We start from the raw sequence: 18293 nt of genomic DNA on the forward strand, positions 1-18293 counted from the left end.
GGGTATAGTATGCTTGTATCAATAAGAAAAAAAATCTACTCAATTTTTAATAAAGACAATAAGTTGTGGAAATACGAAAGTATAAGAATATGTTTAATATTTTTAGGGATTAGTTTACCTTGGGTTTACTTTTCTGATAGAATTGTAATTAAATTTGCTAGTGATGATAATATGCTCCTAGCTATAAATATATATAAGGGATGTCTATATGTTGGTATAACTACATTTGTTTTATATTTATTAATAAGCAATCTTTTAAAAAAGGTTGATCTGGTAGAAAAGAAACTTAATGAAAGCTATAAAGAAATATCATTAGTTAATGAAGAACTTAAAACATATGTAAAAAAATTGATTGATTCCAAGGAAAAGTTAGGACTTCAATATAATAAAATCATTAAAAGTGAAAAGAAATTAAGTAAAAGTGAAGAAAAAAACAGGGCTATTATTAAGGCATTACCCGATGCATTATTTGTTGTTAATGATAAAGGGTATCTGATAGATTGTATGTCAAGTGATAAAAAATATGTGCTCATGCCGAAAAAAGATTTTATAGGAAAGAATATTTTAGAAATTTTTCCTAGAGGGATGTCAGAAAAACTCTATGAAAAAATGAAGGTAGTGCTTAAAAAAGGAATACTGGATAGTTTTGAATATAAGGTGTGGATTCGTAATAAGGAATATCATTTTGAAATTAGAATGGTAAAAAATAATGAAAAAGAAATACTTGCCATATCGAGAAATGTTACTGATGAAAGACGAAACGAAATGGAATTGAAATTAAGTGAAGCCACTTTTAGAAACCTCTTTGAAAACTCATCGGATGCTATATTTATAATTTCAGACGGAAAGATAGTTGATTGTAATCTAGCCATGATTAAAGCATTAGGATATGATTCAAAGACATTTATACTAGGTAAGAATCCACTTGAGTTTTATCCTGAAAAACAGCCAGATGGAGAAATAACCAGAGAAAAAGTTATTAGAATGCGTAAAAATACTATAGAAAATGGAAAATGTAAATTTGAATGGTGGTATAAAAAGGCCGATGGGAATGTATTACCAGTAGAGGTTATGTTAACAACTATTTTTCTTAATGGAAAGAAAGTTTTTCATTCCCTATGGAGGGATATTAGAGATAGAAAGGAAATGGAACTTAAATTGGAATATTTGAGTTACCGTGATCAATTAACAGGGTTGTATAATAGAAGGTTTTTTGAAGCAGAATTAAATAGACTAGATGTGGAAAGAAGTTTACCACTCACAATTGTTATGGGAGATGTAAATGGCTTAAAACTTGTGAATGATTCTCTTGGACATGTTATGGGAGATAAACTCCTTAAAAAGGTGGCAGAAGTCATAAAAAAGGGGTGTCGGAAGGAGGACATTGCTGCTAGATGGGGAGGGGATGAATTTGTAATCTTATTACCTAAAACAGATGCTTTTCAAACAGAACAAATTCTTAAACGTATTAAATCCATAGCATCAAAAGAAAAGATAGGTGCCATTGACATATCTATTTCCTTTGGATATGAAACTAAGAAGAGTAGAAAAGTAAAAATTCAAGAAACTTTCAAAAAAGCTGAAGATTACATGTACAAAAAAAAGCTTTTTGAAGGGCCAAATATGATAGGAAAAACCATAAGTGCTATAATTACTGCACTTCATGAAAAAAATAAAAGAGAAGAAGAACATTCTCATAGAGTTTCAATATTATGCGAGGATATGGGTGAGGCTCTCGGTTTACTTGAACACGAAATTAGGGAGTTAAAAACTGTTGGATTGCTTCATGACATAGGAAAAGTAGCTATAGAGGAAAATATACTTAATAAGCCTGGAAAACTTACAGATGAAGAATGGCAGGAAATAAAAAGGCATCCGGAAATAGGATATAGAATACTTAATACAGTAGATGATATGTCAGAAATGGCATACTATGTATTGGCTCATCATGAGAGGTGGGATGGAAAGGGATATCCAAAGGGTTTGAAGAAAAAAGAAATACCACTTCAATCGAGGATTATAGCTATAGCAGATTCTTATGATGCTATGACAAGCGAAAGAAGTTATCGAAGTGCTTTGCCAGAAGAAGTTGCTATAGGGGAACTAAAACTTAATGCAGGCACTCAGTTTGATCCAGAACTTATAGGTGTATTTATTGAAAAAGTATTAGATAAACTGCATTGTTAGAAGGCATAATACTAGTATGCAAATTAAAAATGATTTGTAAAAGAAGGTATGGCAATGAAAAAGGTTGTAATTTGGGGTGTAGGACAAGGCGGACAAATGATGAAAAATCTCTTAAGTCCAGATATGAAAGTTGTGGCGTATTGTGACAATAATAAAAAAATGCAAGGGACTAAGATTGACAGTGTACCTGTTATTAATGAACAGCAACTTTTGGATATAGAACCAGACTATGTTTATGTAGCAATTTTAAACAAGGATGCCTGCAAGGAAGTAAAGCTACAAATTGAAGCATTAGGACTCAAATGCAGTATTATTAGTATTACTGAATATCGACAGCAGTTAGATATTCGTCTTGCAGTTTTAAAATTGATTGCTAGAGAAGTGAATCAGAGAGATATTCGAGGGGATGTAGCAGAATTAGGAGTATATCAAGGCAAATTTGCAGCTGAAATAAATGCTTTATTTCCAAAGAGAAATATATATTTATTTGATACTTTTGAGGGATTTGATGGGCGTGATATAGAAATTGAAAAGAAAAATGAATTTTCCCGTAGCGAAATTGGGAAATTTAATGATACCAGTATTGACATGGTATCCAGTAGGCTGCCTTATAAAGAACAGGCTATATTTAAGAATGGATACTTCCCTGATACTGCACATGGAATAGACGTAAATTTTGCAGTGGTTAGCTTAGACGCAGATTTGTATCAGCCAATATATGAAGGATTAAAGTTTTTTTATCCCCGTATGAGTATAGGCGGATATATGATCATACATGACTATAATAATACTCAATTTTCTGGAGTAAGGAAGGCAGTACAACAGTTTTGTGGGGAAGAAAATGTCTTTGTAGTTCCAATATGCGATTTACATGGAACTGCTGTAATAGTTAAACAGTAGATATAAACAAATTTTATATAGAGTTCTAGGAAAAAAATAACCTTATGTTCCGAATAATTTTTACAACCACAAGTCCAGTTAAATATTTTGATAAGCCTAAGTGAAAAATTTTAAAAAATCTAAGAACTTTTGAAAACTCGTACCTCAAACAATTCAAAAATTCTAAGATTTTTATGAATTTTTCACTAAGCCTTATACACAAAATATTTAAATGTTCTTGTTTATTGTAAAAATATTTCTACACATAAGGTTATTTTTAAGCTACAAAATCCATATAAGGTTTTTTATAATTAAAACTTGAACTCATATGCAAATCTGTCTATATTCTTGCAACTAAAGTTAAAATCACTTTAAAAAGCAGCTGTCTAATATGCAAAATTGCCATTTATAAATACGGGAATTTCTCTTCCATCTTCTGTAATTCCTGTTATATCTAGATCCTCTGTTCCAACCATAAAGTCAACGTGCTCTAGAGAAGAATTTATACCTGCATTTTTTAAATCTTCTTTACTCATATTTTGACTATCTTCTAAACAGGTAGGGTAACCTTCACCTATAGCTAAATGGCAGGATGCATTCTCATCAAAAAGTGTGTTGTAAAATAATATATTTGAATTGGAAATAGGTGAATTAAAAGGTACTAATGCAACTTCACCTAGGTAATGAGAACCTTCATCTGTTTCAATAAGATTTTTTAGTGTTTCATAACCTTTTTCACAGGTAAAGCTTATAATTTTGCCATCCTTAAAGGTTAAAGAGAAATTTTCTATAAGATTTCCATTGTAATTTAGAGGTTTCGAACTTACAACTTTTCCGTTTACACCCCATTTTAATGGAAAAGTGTACACTTCTTCTGTAGGTATATTTGCCATGAATTCTATACCTTCAGGTGTAGATGATGAACCACCAAGCCATATGTGATCTTTTGAAAGTTCAATCTTTAAATCAGTACCTAGTGAATTTTTGTATATTAGATATTTAAATTTATTTTTATTGAGAAAATCCATACTTTTTTTAAGATTTGCTTTATGGGTATCCCATGCCTTTATAGGATTTGATTCATCTGCCCTTACAGTCTTAAATATAGTATCCCACAGTTTTTCAACTGCTTTTTCTTCTGAAAGGTCTTCAAAAACTTTTTTTGCCCAAGATTTAGTTGGAACTGATATAACACACCAAGAATTTTTATCTGTCATAATCCTTTCTCTATATTCAGAAAGTGCAATATTTTGGGCTTTGCTTGCTCGCATTAATCTTTTGGAATTTACGTCTTTCATAAGTTCTGGATCTTGGGCATAAATACTTAAGAATGCAGCTCCGGATTTAGCATAGGATGTATATAATTCCTTTTTCCAATTTGGAAACTCATCAAAAATTTCGTCTTTTCCATTTAAATATTTAATCTTTGTTGAAAGTTCATCACTCCAATTTATTATTACATCTCGTGCACCTTCTTTGTAGGCAGCTTCAGAAATTAATCTGGTAAATTCAGCACATTCTATTGGTGAATTTATAACTAATATTTGATTGTCTTGTATATTAAGACCTGCGTTTACAACTATTTTTGAATAATTTTCTAAGTAATTTTTATTCATGTCTATATCTCCTTTATCTTCATAATTGTTCTGAGACAATTAATTCTATAGAACTTTTTTCAATTAATTGGTTATACGCTTCAGGTGGAAATTTATCTGTTATTAAGTAATCTATATCATCTAAATTACAGTAAGTTACTAGAGAACAAATATCAAATTTTGAATAATCTGCAAGTATAAATACCTCACTGCTTTTTTTTACTGCAATTTTTTTAATTTCACTTTCAAGTGGAGAAGAATTTGTAACCCCATTAGTTAAGGATATTCCTGTGGCATTCATAAAAGCTTTATTTATATTATAATTTTTAAGCAGGTTTAAAGAATCTATTCCTGAAAAAGAGTTTGTCTTTCGATTTAATGTTCCTCCAGTTGAAATTATGTTCAAGTTAGTATATTTTAAGCAGTTTATGATAAAGTTTAGATTATTTGTTACTATAGTAAGGTTATTTTTATCCTTTAAAAAATCGCCCATATTTAAAGTTGTTGTACCTGAATCTATAAATATTATATCTCCATCTTTAACGAAACGTGAAGCAGCTTTTGCTATTAAACCATTAGTGTAGGTATTTTTTATTTGATTTTCATTAAATGGTGATAACAGTTTAGAATTTGATGCAACACCCCCGTATACTTTTTTTATGTTCCCTCTTTTAATTAGTTCCTGTATGTCTCTACGTATAGTGTTTTTGGATACATTAAAAACATCAGTTAAGGTATCTAAGGTTACAGTATTTTTATTTAACACATATTCCTCTATCTGGTTTATTCTCTTTGATTTCATAATACCATACCTTTCAAAAATCTAAATTTAATATATTCATATTCTAAATATAATTATATATAAAAATTATTAAAAGTAAATAATTGAGAAGATGTTATTTATCCGATTGCTACCATTGCTAATACACCCAGCTTCTTCAAAGTGGGGTATAAGCACTGCTACGCACCTGGATAAGTTCTTCTAAGGTTCAGATGGAGAAAAGGTATTCCTTATAAGCAAACTCCACCTGAACCTAAGAATAACTTGATAAGTTAAGCAGAATAAATCTAGTTATGAATAAATAAAAAGGATATAATGGGGAAATGTTGACTAAGTTATAAGAAAAGTGATAATATTTAATCAAAAGGTACTCAACATATAATAAATAAATGACCATTCAAAAATGATAGGAGAGATGATTTAAAATGATACAAGCTTCTAATATACAAAAATCAAGGTTTTTGAAAAAAATATCTATTATATCAACATTCGGAGGACTTTTATTTGGATATGATACAGGAGTTATAAATGGTTCACTTACTTTTATGTCAAGAAAAGATCAATTGAATTTAACAGCTGTTACCCAAGGTGCTGTTACAAGTTCTCTAACTTTAGGAGCAGCTTTAGGGGCGGTGTTTACAGGACGTTTATCTGACAAATATGGAAGAAGAAAACTGCTTAGAACACTTGCGGTAATTTTTTTCTTTGCAACTTTAGGATGTGCGCTTTCACCAACTGCATCAGTTATTATTATCTGTAGATTTATACTGGGATTAGCAGTAGGTGGAGCATCAGCTATTGTACCAACATTTTTATCAGAAATGGCTCCTTCAAGTATTAGAGGAAGTATTGTTTCACAAGATCAATTTATGATTGTATTAGGACAGCTGCTAGCTTACATATTTAATGCTATTTTAGGAAGTATTTCTGGGAATCCTGGAATATGGAGATATATGATAGCAATAGCTACTATTCCAGCAGTTATCTTATGGTTTGGAATGTTATTGGTTCCAGAAACACCAAGATGGCTTGCTGCAAAAGGAAGAACTGCTAAAGCACTTGAAGTTTTAAAAATGATTCGCGATGAAATGGAAGCACAAAAAGAACTTAAAGTAATACAAAGTAACATAAATAAAGAGGAAAATTTGAAACGAGTAACTTTTAAGGATTTAGATATTCCGTGGATTCGTCGTCTTGTATTAATTGGAATTGGCATAGGTGTAGCACAGCAGATTGCTGGAGTAAATATAGTTATGTATTATGGTACAACAATTTTAGAGAAGGCTGGATTTGGAGTTAAAGCAGCTTTAATTGCCAATATAGGAAATGGAATGGTGTCTGTTATTTCGGCATTGGTTTATATGAAATTTTTGGCAAATAGGTTTAATCGTAGGACTATGTTATTATTAGGGTATACTGCTACTACTTTATCAATGGCTGCATTGTCTATAGTTACGTTTAAGTTAACAGGATCGGCATTACTTCCTTTCATAGTTATTGCTTTAACTATGATTTTTTTGGCTTTCTTTCAAGGAACCATTGGTCCTGTAACGTGGTTAGAAATGTCTGAAATTTTCCCACTAAAAGTAAGAGGCTTAGGTATGGGAATTGCAACATTCTTTTTATGGATAGGTACGTTTTGTATTGGGTTTATGTATCCTATATTATTGAAGACAGTTGGATTAACTTGTTCATTTATTGTATTTGTAGTATTTGGCATTATTGATATATTGTTTACTTATAAATTTGTACCAGAAACGCGCGATAAATCTTTGGAAGAATTAGAAGAATCCTTTAGAAACTATAATATGAAAAATTGTAAGGAGGCATATGTACAAAGTTAATTTTTATAATTTTACAAGAAGGATTTATGGAAAAGGTTGCAATGTTTTATCAAAATATATTATAGAAAAATTGTTTTTAATGCTTATTAATTATTTTGTATAAGGGAGCATAACTTAATTTTATAACAATTTTTATTTAAGGTGTATAAAAATCCTTATCTTGTAATCCTGAATGCACCTGCTGCATATAATTATGCCAAATTTGTCCCGGGTATGTTCCACCATATAAGTTATCAACATACCTTGGTATATCATATCCAACCCATACTACTGTAGTATAGTAAGCAGAATATCCGCATAACCATCCATCCTTCTGGTTACTTGTTGTACCAGTCTTAGCAGCACTAGTAATTCCATTAAGCCTTACATTATATGCAGTACCCCAAGTATTTTCTAAAGTACCTTTTAAAATATCCGACATTAAATAACTTGCATCATAAGTATATACCCTTCTCTTTCCTAAGTTATTTTCATAAATAGTTTGTCCCTGGCTATTTACAATACTACGTATGCATGTAGGAGCAATAAATTCTCCTCCCCTTGCAAGTGTTGAATAAGCAGAGGCCATTTCTATGGGAGTTACTCCATAAGTTAAACCGCCTAATGCAGCAGATAGAGTGTAATCTTTTTTTACAATTTTATTAAAATCCATATCCCTTACGAAGGATAATCCATAAGTAGGCGTTATGTCATTAAATACTTGGTATGCAACACTATTTAATGACATTTGCACAGCTGTTCTTATAGATATATCTCCCATATAAACATCACCATCATTATGAGGACCTCCATTTATATAATGGTCATTTATAATAGTTGTGTCATCATATCCTTTTTCAAAGGCAGGGGTATAAACTGCCAAAGGTTTAAAAGATGAACCAGGCTGTCTAAAGCACTGAAATGCCCTATTCAAATAATCTTTCTCAGGACTTGTTCTACCACCCACTATTGCTATAACATATCCAGTTTCATTATCTATTGAAACAGATGAACCCTGCAGAGAATATATTCCTTTATTTTGCTCTGTAAAATCTAGGAGCCCAGTATCTAAGGAATCTTGTAAAAGTTTTTGTTTATCCATATCTATAGAAGTATAAATTTTATATCCATTAGTGCGGATGTCATTTATACATTCGTTATATACATTAGAATAATCTTTATCATAACTAGCCATATCCTGCTGTGTATCAAATGTATTTTTAAATTGGAACCCATTTAGCTTCATAAGCACCCTTGAAGCACAATTAAGGGCATAGGATTCAACCCATACATTTCCATCATATTTTTCTGGATTTAATACAATTTTATAGTTAATTGCTGTAGTGTATTGATAATCTGTAATATAATTATTTTCCCTCATTGATAATAGGATAAGATCTCTACGTTTTAATGTATTGTTTATATTCTTTATAGGGTTATAGTAAGTAGGATTATTAGGTATTGCAGCTAAAAAGCATATTTCTGATAAATTAAGTTCATTACAACTTTTGTTAAAATATCTCCTTGAAGCTCCCTCAATTCCATAAGCATTATTGGCAAAATTAATATTATTAATATAAAATTCTAGGATTTGTTGTTTAGTATATTTTTGATCTAATTTTATAGCAATTAATATTTCTTCTAATTTTCTTTTATAAGTTTTGTCAAAATTTAAAAACACAGTCCTTGCTAGCTGCTGTGTAATTGTACTTCCACCCTGTGTAATTTTTCCCTTGTTTTTTATAATAGAATATAAAACTCTAAGATTTGCTTTTATACTAAGAGCACCATGATTAAAATAATCTTTGTCCTCTATAGATATAAAGGCATTTTTTACAGCTTGAGGTATATAAAAAGATGTTAAATATAGAGAATTTTTTGAACCATATAGTTTATTTATTACAGTGTTCTTTGAATCGTACAAATAAGTTGTTTGATTTCCATGAAAAGTACTATATGATATAGAATTTACTTTAGCTGACGCATCATTATAGAGTGATACTGCTATAAATAAATACTTAATACAAAAGAGTAATATAACTATTATAAATACAGAAAAAACTTTGAGTAGTGTATGCTTTTTTACTTTATGAGTTCTTTTGCTTTTTTGCTTTTTTCGCAATTGAGTCACTTCCATTTTTAATTGTGTACTTATAATATCCCCAGTAAATTTTTTATATATACTTTATCTTGGAACTGCAATGTATTTAAAACATCTCCTTTTCTTGAACTCCTAAGCACACTAAAAGTTTAAAGTCATATACTAAAAAGGAAAGAATAAAAAAGGGGACTATGCATGACATTAATTTTATCTGCATTATTGTTTAGTTTATCCTCTAACCTAGATAATGTAGTTGTAGGTATTGCTTATGGAATAAAGAAAATAAAGATAGGAGTAGTTCCTAACCTTGCAATAGCAGTTATAACTTGTACAGGAACATTTCTATCAATGTCACTTGGGGTGTATATATCAAAATTTTTACCTCCCAATATAGCAAATGCATTAGGTTCTATAGCCATTGCTATATTGGGAGTATATTTTATAACACAAAGTATAATAAAACTTATAAATAATAAAAAATCAAATGAACTTGCTTTAAAAGACATTACTGATATGATTGAATATGCCGAAAAGTCAGATTTGGACAACTCCGGTGATATAAATATAAAAGAAGCTCTTCTTATAGCATTTGGGTTGACCTTTAACAATTTAGGTACTGGCATAGCAGCTAGTATAACAGGAGTTAGTATTCAATTTACAGTCATATTTACATTTATATTAAGTATTCTTACAATTATAATTGGTGAAGTTGTAGGTAATCATGTATTGGGTAAATTATTTGGTAAATATGCACCATTAATTTCAGGCATATTGTTAATAGCACTTGGTATAATTGAATTCTTTAATTGATATTATTTTACTAATTGTTATATAAAAGTAAATTAGAAGAATTAGATGCTGTCTCAAAATACATTTTGAGGCAGTATATTTTCTAAGTAACATATTTTTAACATTTGATTTCTTAAAAAATATTTACAACTAAGGAATATATGTATATAATAAGAAACGGATTATTACTAATTAAAAATATAATTTAATAACATTGTTAGGTGAGATTACTGTACAGACATACGCTACTGCCCAGAAATGTCGAGAGACGCCAATGGGTGAGCAGGTACTACCGGATTAAGGTTTTACTTAATGTAGCTGACAACATTCATAGAAATATGAATGCTTATGATCTAAGCTTTACAGAGTCAAAGCTCAACGAGTGAAGATGTACTATTTTTTGTCTTGGAATTTATTAAGAATCCAATCTCTTCATTTTGTTGCGAAGAGATTTTTTTATTGGATAAATTACCAAGTTAAGGAGAGTGATGAATTTAATGGACGGTGACCCGTGTCATAAATGCAATGATATAAAACTTAAAGATTTATTGGTAAAAATATTATAGGGGATGTACTTGCATTAAAAAATTTGCATTGTGCATCCTGAAAGCAAAGGAGTGTATACAATGCAATTTACAAGCGTTTATTTAAGCAGAATATTGGGTAATAAAATTTATACGACTAGTAAAGAAGTAATAGGAACTTTAAAGGATGTAGCTGTTGATGTGAATTTTCAAAATCCAAAAGTTACCATAGCTGTTGTTAAAACAAAAGAAGGAATAAAATTTATTGGTTTTGATAATATCAGTGTTTCTAAGGAAAAAGGACAGTATGTTTTAATGTGTAGTGAAGTTCAAGATAAAGATTTAGGTGACTGTATGTTACTGAAAAAGTATGTTTTGGACAAACAGATTGTTGATGTTAATGGAAGAAAGGTAGTTAGAGCTAACGATGTTAGGTTAGTTATATTACCATCAGGTATGTTTATTGCAGCAGTAGATATTGGTATGGATGGGCTATTAAGAAGGATTGGAATTGCTAAACCATTAAAGAGATTAGGATTTAAAATATCAAGTAAACTAATGTTATGGGATGATATTCAAACGGCTTTTACCTCAAAAGACATTTTACTTTCAAAAAGTTATAATAAACTATCCACAATTCATCCTTCAGATCTGGCAGATATAATTGAGGACTTTGATGTAAATACAGGTGCAATTATTTTCTCTAACTTAGATGCTGCATCAAAATATAACCTATGTTCTATACCCGTAATTGATGAACAAATGCATATCATAGGGATTGTTAATATAAATGATATTTTCTATGAAATTACTAAGTCCAATAAAAGGTATAGATAATGGAGGCACTAATGATGAATGCAAAGAGAAAAACATGGATGGCAAATTTATTAATATTTTTAAGTGTTTTAGGTCCTGGAATTATAACAGGTAGTGTAGATAATGATGCAGGTGGTATTACAACATATTCTGTAGCAGGTGCTACCTATGGTTACAAATTACTTTGGTCATTAATCCCATGCTTTATTGTGCTTCTTGTAGTGCAGGAAATGAATGCTAGAATGGGAATAGTTACAGGTAAAGGGCTGGCAGATTTAATTAGAGAAAATTTTGGTGTTAAGGTAATTTCCTTTATGTTTATTGGGCTAGTAATTGCAGATATAGGAAATACAGCTACAGAGTTTGCAGGTATAGCAGGTAGCATGCAGATTTTTGGAGTAAGTAAATATATATCGGTACCACTAGCTGCTGTTGCAGTATGGATTTTGGTAGTAAAAGGTACATATAAGACTACTGAAAAGTTATTTTTGGTTTTTAGCATATTTTTATTATCCTATGTTGGCTCTGCATTTTTCGCTAGACCAGACTGGCATGAAATAGGACATGCATTAATTCATCCTGCTATTGAAACTAATTATGACTATATAAGTACGGTTATTGGTATGGTGGGAACTACTATTGCACCCTGGATGCAGTTTTATATGCAGTCAGCAGTTATAGAAAAAGGACTTAAGATGGAAGAATTTAAATACGAATTTTGGGATGTTGTTGTTGGAAGTGTTATTACAGTAGTAGTTGCTTTCTTTATAATCGTAGCTTGTGGGGCAACACTTCATAAAAGTGGAATCCAAATAAATGAGGCTAAAGATGCTGCATTAGCGTTAAAGCCACTTGCTGGAGCCTTTGCTTCTCAAATTTTTGCTTTTGGATTATTTATAGCTTCTATTTTTTCGGCTGCAATACTACCTTTGGCTACAGCATTTTATATTTGTGAAGCTTTTGGGTTTGAAGCTGGTATAAATAAAACATTAAAAGAAGCACCACAGTTTTTTACACTGTTTACTATAATAATTATTATTGGGATTGGTATTATATTAATTCCAGGAGCACCTTTAATTCAGATAACATTATGGTCACAAATAATAAATGGTGTGTTACTTCCCGTAGTTTTAATTTGTATGATGCTTATGGTAAATAATAAAGATATTATGGGCGAATATGTAAATGGTAGAACTAAAAATGTAATAGGATGGGTAACTATTATAGTGTTAATTATATTAACAGTTATTTTAACTTTTGAACCTATTTTAACTGCTTTAAAAAAATAGAGTAAAAAAATAAAAGCCATCATTGGAGAATGGCTTTTATTTTTAAGTAATACTTACTTTTTAATTTATGCCATCTGTTTCGTTCTGTGCTGGTTAATAAGTGCGATAATGCATCCTATTGCGGCAATCAAAAATATTATTGCCAATACACCTATGCCAACAGAATAGCTGTATATGTCGCTGATCCCGCCAATAACCGGAGGACCGAAAGTTTGACCGACATCCATAAGAGTACTCATTATCCCAAGAGAGGCCCCTAGTTGTCCCTTGTGAGCAACATCTGCAGCTAGTGCACTGGTACTTGCAGTGATTAAGGCAAAACCAAGTCCATATATGAATATTAAAGGAATAATGGCAAATGTGGATTTCAAAATGGCCAGAAGAAAGAAGGATATACTGCATGTTAGCAGACCTGTAACCATCATAGGCAGACGTCCCAATTGATCTGATGCTCTGCCAAACAGTGGTTTGAACAGAATTATTCCAACTAATTGTATACCCAGCAGAATACCAATTTCACCTGTAGACATATAAAGTTGTTTTGCATATAGTGGAAATATCATTTCAAATGCACCGTAGGCAAAGTACGTACAAGCTTCAAGTATTCCCACTAGAAGAAGTGGACGATAGTTAAGCAATCTCCATAATTTTTTAAAGAAAGAAATATTTTCTGACTTATATTTTTTTACTTTAGCAGTTTCTTTATTTTCGGTATCTTTTGATTTATGAAAAAACCGAATTGCAAAGGTTAAAGCCAAAATACCTGCAATACCTGCAATAAGATAGACACTTACATATCCACCATTTTGATAGGCTGTACCACCAACAGTTGGAGCCAAGGCACGGCCAATTATTGTTGCAGAGGAATAAAGAGATAAATTTTCTCCAGTATTCTTACTGCTAAAGGCGGCAATAGTAGCCATGGCCACAGGACCAAATGCAGCTGTTGCAAAACCGTGATAGAAACGAACAACGCCAAGCTGCAAAGGATCATTCACCAGTAGATAAAGAAAAGGTGCACTGGCAAATATTAATAAGGAACCTATAAGAATTTTCTTGTATCCAAAACGATCAGCCAAATCTCCTGCGAGATAGCTTATCAAAATTCCGGGTATAGTCGATGCTGATGCAATCCAGCCAATTTGTATACCAGTTGCTCCTAAACTTTTTGCAAATATGGGTAAAATAGGAGATTTTGATATGGTAGAACTAAATATTGCCAGAGCTCCACAGCATCCAATCATAAGAATCATGCGAAGCCCGTTTGAAATGTTTTTCAAAATTCATTCCTCCTAAAATTTAATATGAAGGTATCTCCTTCTGAGTTGGTTCTAACTTATAATCCTCACGTAAATTTCAAAAAATTTTAAACTGCAGTTTTTCAATATCTCTTTGCTGTTTATAGCTGATGCGAAGAACAGCATTTTCAGGAATTCCAATATCCTTGTCTATGCCATCCCAAATATATTTTAAGTATACTACTTTCTATAGCTAAATTAAATATAAGACAGCAATTGATTGATATTTAATACACATTTAACAGTATTTAATAGTCATATAATAGTTTAATACTTAAGCCATTGATGTTACTATGATTAAATTATTATTTGTAAGTACTGTTATTAAAATTTAGTTTAAATATTGATTTATTATATCACTATGATATAATAAATAGCATAATATATCATAGTGATATAAAAACAGAGGTGAAATTAAATTGTCAAAAGTAAATAAAACAAAATATGCTATTTTGGGGGTACTTAGTCATATATCAGGATCTGGATATGATATTAAAAAATTTTGTGATTCTTCTATAAACTATTTTTGGAATGAAAATTATGGACATATATATCCTGTACTAAAGAAAATGGAAGAAGAAAAACTTATAACAAAACAAGTTGAGCAGACAGAAGGAAGACCAAGTAAAAATGTTTATTCCATTACAGAAAAGGGCAAAAAGGAACTAAAAGAGTGGATTATGCTTCCTGTGGAAAGTATTCCTAACAGGTCAGAGCTTTTGCTTAAGATATCTCTTTCAGGAAATGTACCTACACAAAATGTTATTCAAAAAATTGAGAGTGTAAAAGAAGAGTGCGAAAAAGAATTTGAGGAATATTCGAAAATTGAAGATGCATTTAACACAGGAAAGATAAAATTGGATGAAAAAAATTTAGCTTTGTGGAAGTCGACTGTTAGGTTTGGAAAATATATTGAAGAGGCAAAATTAAAGTGGTGTGATGAAACACTGAAAAGTTTAGAAAATATAAAAGATTTATAGATTAAGGAGATGTATAAAATGAAAGTGTTAGCTTTAAATGGAAGTCCAAGGGGAGAACAGGGAAATACAGAGGTTATTTTAGAAAATTTCCTTAAAGGATGCTTGAAAGCAGGAGCAGACGTAGAAACTATATATCTTAAGGATAAAAAGATAAATCACTGTAGAGGCTGCTTTACATGTTGGACAAAGACTCCTGGAAAATGTGTTTATAAGGATGATATGAGTGAATTGCTAGACAAAATAAAAGAAACAGATGTAATGGTATATGCAACTCCTCTATATTATTTTACTGTAACTGGAATAATGAAAGATTTTATGGATCGTATGCTGCCTATGAATAAGGGTGAAATGGTTAAAAAAGATGAAAAATATTCTCATATTCGTCGATTTAGAAAAGATCCAGTAAAGACTGTTTTAATCTCAAATTGTGGTTTTCCCGGCAGATATAATTTTTCCGGTTTACTTGAAACTTTTAAAGTTATGACTAAGGGAAATCTTGCAGCGGCAATTTTAAGTGATAAAGGTGGAGTACTTGCAGCTTCTAAAGATAACGATATGTTGAAAAAATTGTATGAACCTTTCTTTAAGGCTGTAGAAAAAGCTGGAGAAGAAGTTATAAAGTGTGGATATATAAAAGATGATACACAAGCTATACTTGACAGGGATGTTATTGATACTGAAATGTATTTAAAGAATGCAAATAGAAGTTGGAATGAATAAATTGGAGGTTAGCTATGCAAAAGTCATATGCCAATGGTGTGAAAAATAAAGGTTCAATATTGAAAAATATATTAAATAAGAATTTTATTGTAAGTGCTATAGTACCTGTTGTAATATTTTATGTCTTTGATAAATTTGAAATGACTCTTAGTGGAATCATATTTTCTGGTTTGTGGAGCATAGGTGTTGTTATAGTAAATTTTATTAGAACAAGAGAACTTAATGCTTTAGCAGCAATTGCGGCAGCTTTCTCAGGAATTGGTTTGGTGGGAAGTGTTATTTCTAAAAATGCTGCCTTTTATTTTGTATCTCCTTTAGTCGGAAACGCCTTGGTTTCTTTAATCTTCTTTTTGTCCTTATTGTCTAGGAAATCTTTGATTGAAGTAATAGTAGATCAAAGTTATTTAAAAAATGCTCCAGAAAAGATAAAAAATGATAAAGACCATAAATTTGTTTGGAGATTTCTTAGCGCAATATGGGGATTTGGTAATTTAGGTCAAGCAATTTTGGGAGCTGTACTTCTTAAAGTTGTATCCATGAGTTTATACTATGCTGTAATTAATATATATGGAAATATTTTAACTATTTTGCTCTTGGCATTTTCCATCACATTCCCAAAAATATATTTCAAAAAGAAAAGGCAAAAGATTTAAAAATTAGTATTGACAACGGGGAAAAAAAGCTTTAATATATAAAACAAGTTAGTAATATAAAACCTGTGAAAAGAAATAGTAAATATAGAAATTTAGTTTAAGCGAATTTGGGGTAGTGTAAGCCAAGTACTGTAGTCTGTATTGAATGGGTCTTGGAGGTGTAATGCAAAATTATAGTAGCAAAAACCGGTAGTCTACCGTTAAAAGGACAGGGTATCGAGTAAATCTGTACCTGGAAAAGATAGTTTGTATTTAGGTGGCATAACGAAATTTAACATTTCGTCCTTTAAGGATGAGATGTTTTTTATTTTTCAAAAAATTTACCATAAATAGAGGCTAATTTGGGTGGCAACGCGGTCATTTCGTCCCAGTTTAAGGATGAAATGGCCTTTTTTGTATAAATTTAAATCAAAGAGGTGGTATTTTGTGATCAATCTTAAAAAGGAAGAATTTTATTATTATAAAAATTTGAAAAAGACCTTCCCCTTATTTATAAAGATAAATGGAGATGAGATTACCCCTATAGGTATTTACTACAGCTTGGAAGGAAAAAATAAATTCTTATTTGAAAGTATATATTCTGAAAATGAAATAGGAAGATATTCTTTTGTAGGAATGAATCCCTATAGGAAGATAAAAAGCTGCGGAAATGAAATATGTGTAGAAGATGAAAGTGGAGTAAGAAACGTTCAGGGAAAAGTGTTGGATTATATAAAGAAATATTTAAATGTACCTTATGATAGCCTTGGACTTTCCATACCATTTACAGGAGGAGCTATAGGTTATGCAGGATATGATGTAATAAGACAGTATGAAAAGCTGCCAGTGGAAAATGAAGATGTTTTAAAAATACCGGAAGCATATCTCATGTTTTATAGATCTTTTGTGTGTTATGACCATTTTAAACATGAAGTTTATTTTATTTACAATGTGGCAGAAGAGGATGAAAGTTCTTACAAAAGTATTGTAGACTCTCTGGAAAGTTTGAAAGATATGATATGTACAAGTAATGTTATTCATAAACTTTCAGAAGTTAAAGAACGTAAAGAATTTGCATCAAATGTTTCAAAAGAAAAATACTGCAGTATGGTAGAAGAAGCAAAAGAATACATAAAAGCTGGAGATATATTTCAGGTAGTTTTATCACAAAGGCTGAAATTTGAAAGTACCTCAGAACCTTTTGAAGTGTACAGAAGATTAAGAGCTAAAAATCCTTCACCTTATCTTTTTTATATAGATTTTGAAGAATTTAAATTAGCAGGTTCCTCACCGGAAAGCTTAGTAAGTGTAAAGAATGGGCGGGTTATGACTAATCCTATAGCAGGTGCAAGACCTAGGGGAAAAACTTTAAAAGAGGATTTAGAATTAAAAAAGGAATTATTAGAAGATGAAAAGGAAAGAGCGGAACACGTGATGTTAGTGGATCTTGGGAGAAATGACATAGGGAAAATAAGTGAGTTTGGAAGTGTAAAACTAGATAGATTTATGGATGTAGATTTTTATTCTCATGTTATGCATATAGTTTCCAAGGTTTCAGGAGATTTGAGAAAAGATTTGGGATACTTAGATGCATTAATATCTTGTTTGCCTGTAGGAACCGTATCTGGAGCACCTAAAATAAGGGCTATGGAGATAATTGATGAGCTTGAAGACACTAAAAGAGGTATATATGCTGGTGCAGTTGGATACTTTTCACTTAATGGAAACATGGATACTTGCATTGCAATAAGAACCATACTCTTTAAAGATGGTCATGCATATGTTCAAGCTGGTGCAGGCATTGTGTATGACTCTGTTCCGGAAAGAGAATATGAAGAAACATTAAATAAAGCTATGGCTATGATAGAGGTGATATAAA

At 30.9% G+C, this 18293-nt stretch carries 14 protein-coding genes, 1 riboswitch and 1 other annotated feature; of the genes, 10 read left to right on the forward strand and 4 right to left on the reverse strand.

From position 1 onward, the window contains the following. Positions 1–9 precede the first annotated feature (9 nt). Both CLRAG_RS16350 and CLRAG_RS16355 read left to right on the forward strand, forming a co-directional pair. Positions 10–2187: an HD domain-containing phosphohydrolase gene (locus tag CLRAG_RS16350; RefSeq protein ID WP_154105010.1), complete on the forward strand. Its 2178-nt coding sequence runs from the start codon at positions 10–12 to the stop codon at positions 2185–2187. A gap of 54 nt (positions 2188–2241) precedes the next feature. Next, a complete protein-coding gene (locus CLRAG_RS16355; RefSeq protein WP_065079374.1) occupies positions 2242–3087 on the forward strand; it encodes a TylF/MycF/NovP-related O-methyltransferase in 846 nt (281 codons plus the stop codon). 365 nt (positions 3088–3452) lie between these two features. On the opposite strand, the gene CLRAG_RS16360 is transcribed toward CLRAG_RS16355, so the two are convergent. Both CLRAG_RS16360 and CLRAG_RS16365 read right to left on the reverse strand, forming a co-directional pair. Beyond that, positions 3453–4682 carry an aminopeptidase gene (locus tag CLRAG_RS16360; RefSeq protein ID WP_065079375.1) on the reverse strand — a complete coding sequence of 410 codons (1230 nt, stop codon included), beginning with the start codon at positions 4680–4682 and terminating at the stop codon, positions 3453–3455. A gap of 19 nt (positions 4683–4701) precedes the next feature. Continuing rightward, on the reverse strand, positions 4702–5463 hold the full coding sequence (locus CLRAG_RS16365) for a DeoR/GlpR family DNA-binding transcription regulator (RefSeq protein WP_065079376.1): 762 nt from the start codon (positions 5461–5463) through the stop codon (positions 4702–4704). Positions 5464–5867: 404 nt separating this feature from the next. On the opposite strand from CLRAG_RS16365, the gene CLRAG_RS16370 reads away from it, so the two are divergent. Then, complete coding sequence (locus CLRAG_RS16370) at positions 5868–7286, forward strand: sugar porter family MFS transporter (RefSeq protein ID WP_065079377.1); 1419 nt, start codon at positions 5868–5870, stop codon at positions 7284–7286. A gap of 136 nt (positions 7287–7422) precedes the next feature. Here CLRAG_RS16370 and CLRAG_RS16375 read toward each other — a convergent pair whose 3' ends face one another. After that, positions 7423–9387, reverse strand: a complete 1965-nt coding sequence (locus CLRAG_RS16375; RefSeq protein ID WP_065079378.1) for a transglycosylase domain-containing protein — start codon at positions 9385–9387, stop codon at positions 7423–7425. Between the two features lie 174 nt (positions 9388–9561). On the opposite strand from CLRAG_RS16375, the gene CLRAG_RS16380 reads away from it, so the two are divergent. The 3 genes from CLRAG_RS16380 to CLRAG_RS16390 all read left to right on the forward strand — a co-directional run bounded on the left by CLRAG_RS16380 (position 9562) and on the right by CLRAG_RS16390 (position 12784). Further along, positions 9562–10176 carry a manganese efflux pump gene (locus CLRAG_RS16380; protein WP_065079379.1) on the forward strand — a complete coding sequence of 205 codons (615 nt, stop codon included), beginning with the start codon at positions 9562–9564 and terminating at the stop codon, positions 10174–10176. 185 nt (positions 10177–10361) lie between these two features. Beyond that, positions 10362–10549, forward strand: a riboswitch (M-box (ykoK) riboswitch). A 232-nt stretch (positions 10550–10781) separates the two neighbouring features. Beyond that, positions 10782–11516 (forward strand): PRC-barrel domain-containing protein, encoded by a 735-nt coding sequence (locus CLRAG_RS16385; protein WP_065079380.1) that lies wholly within the window; start codon positions 10782–10784, stop codon positions 11514–11516. A gap of 14 nt (positions 11517–11530) precedes the next feature. Continuing rightward, positions 11531–12784 (forward strand): Nramp family divalent metal transporter, encoded by a 1254-nt coding sequence (locus CLRAG_RS16390; RefSeq protein WP_154105011.1) that lies wholly within the window; start codon positions 11531–11533, stop codon positions 12782–12784. A gap of 65 nt (positions 12785–12849) precedes the next feature. On the opposite strand, the gene CLRAG_RS16395 is transcribed toward CLRAG_RS16390, so the two are convergent. After that, positions 12850–14064 carry an MFS transporter gene (locus CLRAG_RS16395; protein ID WP_083985779.1) on the reverse strand — a complete coding sequence of 405 codons (1215 nt, stop codon included), beginning with the start codon at positions 14062–14064 and terminating at the stop codon, positions 12850–12852. Between the two features lie 437 nt (positions 14065–14501). On the opposite strand from CLRAG_RS16395, the gene CLRAG_RS16400 reads away from it, so the two are divergent. The 4 genes from CLRAG_RS16400 (at position 14502) to trpE (ending at position 18292) form a co-directional block, all read left to right on the forward strand. After that, a complete protein-coding gene (locus CLRAG_RS16400) occupies positions 14502–15062 on the forward strand; it encodes a PadR family transcriptional regulator (RefSeq protein ID WP_065079382.1) in 561 nt (186 codons plus the stop codon). Positions 15063–15080: 18 nt separating this feature from the next. Then, complete coding sequence (locus CLRAG_RS16405; RefSeq protein ID WP_065079383.1) at positions 15081–15782, forward strand: flavodoxin family protein; 702 nt, start codon at positions 15081–15083, stop codon at positions 15780–15782. Positions 15783–15796: 14 nt separating this feature from the next. Beyond that, complete coding sequence (locus CLRAG_RS16410) at positions 15797–16435, forward strand: VC0807 family protein (protein ID WP_065079384.1); 639 nt, start codon at positions 15797–15799, stop codon at positions 16433–16435. Positions 16436–16491: 56 nt separating this feature from the next. Further along, positions 16492–16725, forward strand: a binding site (T-box leader). Between the two features lie 136 nt (positions 16726–16861). After that, positions 16862–18292, forward strand: a complete 1431-nt coding sequence (trpE, locus tag CLRAG_RS16415) for an anthranilate synthase component I (RefSeq protein WP_065079385.1) — start codon at positions 16862–16864, stop codon at positions 18290–18292. The last annotated feature ends 1 nt before the right edge of the window (position 18293 follow it).

The organism is Clostridium ragsdalei P11 (assembly GCF_001675165.1).
Taxonomy (GTDB): domain Bacteria; phylum Bacillota; class Clostridia; order Clostridiales; family Clostridiaceae; genus Clostridium_B; species Clostridium_B ragsdalei.

Coding starts and splice junctions, on each gene's coding strand:
- CLRAG_RS16360 (WP_065079375.1), bottom strand. CDS start 4,682: ATGAATAAAAATTACTTAGAAAATTATTCAAAAATAGTTGTAAACGCA.
- CLRAG_RS16355 (WP_065079374.1), top strand. CDS start 2,242: ATGAAAAAGGTTGTAATTTGGGGTGTAGGACAAGGCGGACAAATGATG.
- CLRAG_RS16370 (WP_065079377.1), top strand. CDS start 5,868: ATGATACAAGCTTCTAATATACAAAAATCAAGGTTTTTGAAAAAAATA.
- CLRAG_RS16380 (WP_065079379.1), top strand. CDS start 9,562: ATGACATTAATTTTATCTGCATTATTGTTTAGTTTATCCTCTAACCTA.
- CLRAG_RS16410 (WP_065079384.1), top strand. CDS start 15,797: ATGCAAAAGTCATATGCCAATGGTGTGAAAAATAAAGGTTCAATATTG.
- CLRAG_RS16385 (WP_065079380.1), top strand. CDS start 10,782: ATGCAATTTACAAGCGTTTATTTAAGCAGAATATTGGGTAATAAAATT.
- CLRAG_RS16405 (WP_065079383.1), top strand. CDS start 15,081: ATGAAAGTGTTAGCTTTAAATGGAAGTCCAAGGGGAGAACAGGGAAAT.
- CLRAG_RS16365 (WP_065079376.1), bottom strand. CDS start 5,463: ATGAAATCAAAGAGAATAAACCAGATAGAGGAATATGTGTTAAATAAA.
- CLRAG_RS16350 (WP_154105010.1), top strand. CDS start 10: ATGCTTGTATCAATAAGAAAAAAAATCTACTCAATTTTTAATAAAGAC.
- CLRAG_RS16390 (WP_154105011.1), top strand. CDS start 11,531: ATGAATGCAAAGAGAAAAACATGGATGGCAAATTTATTAATATTTTTA.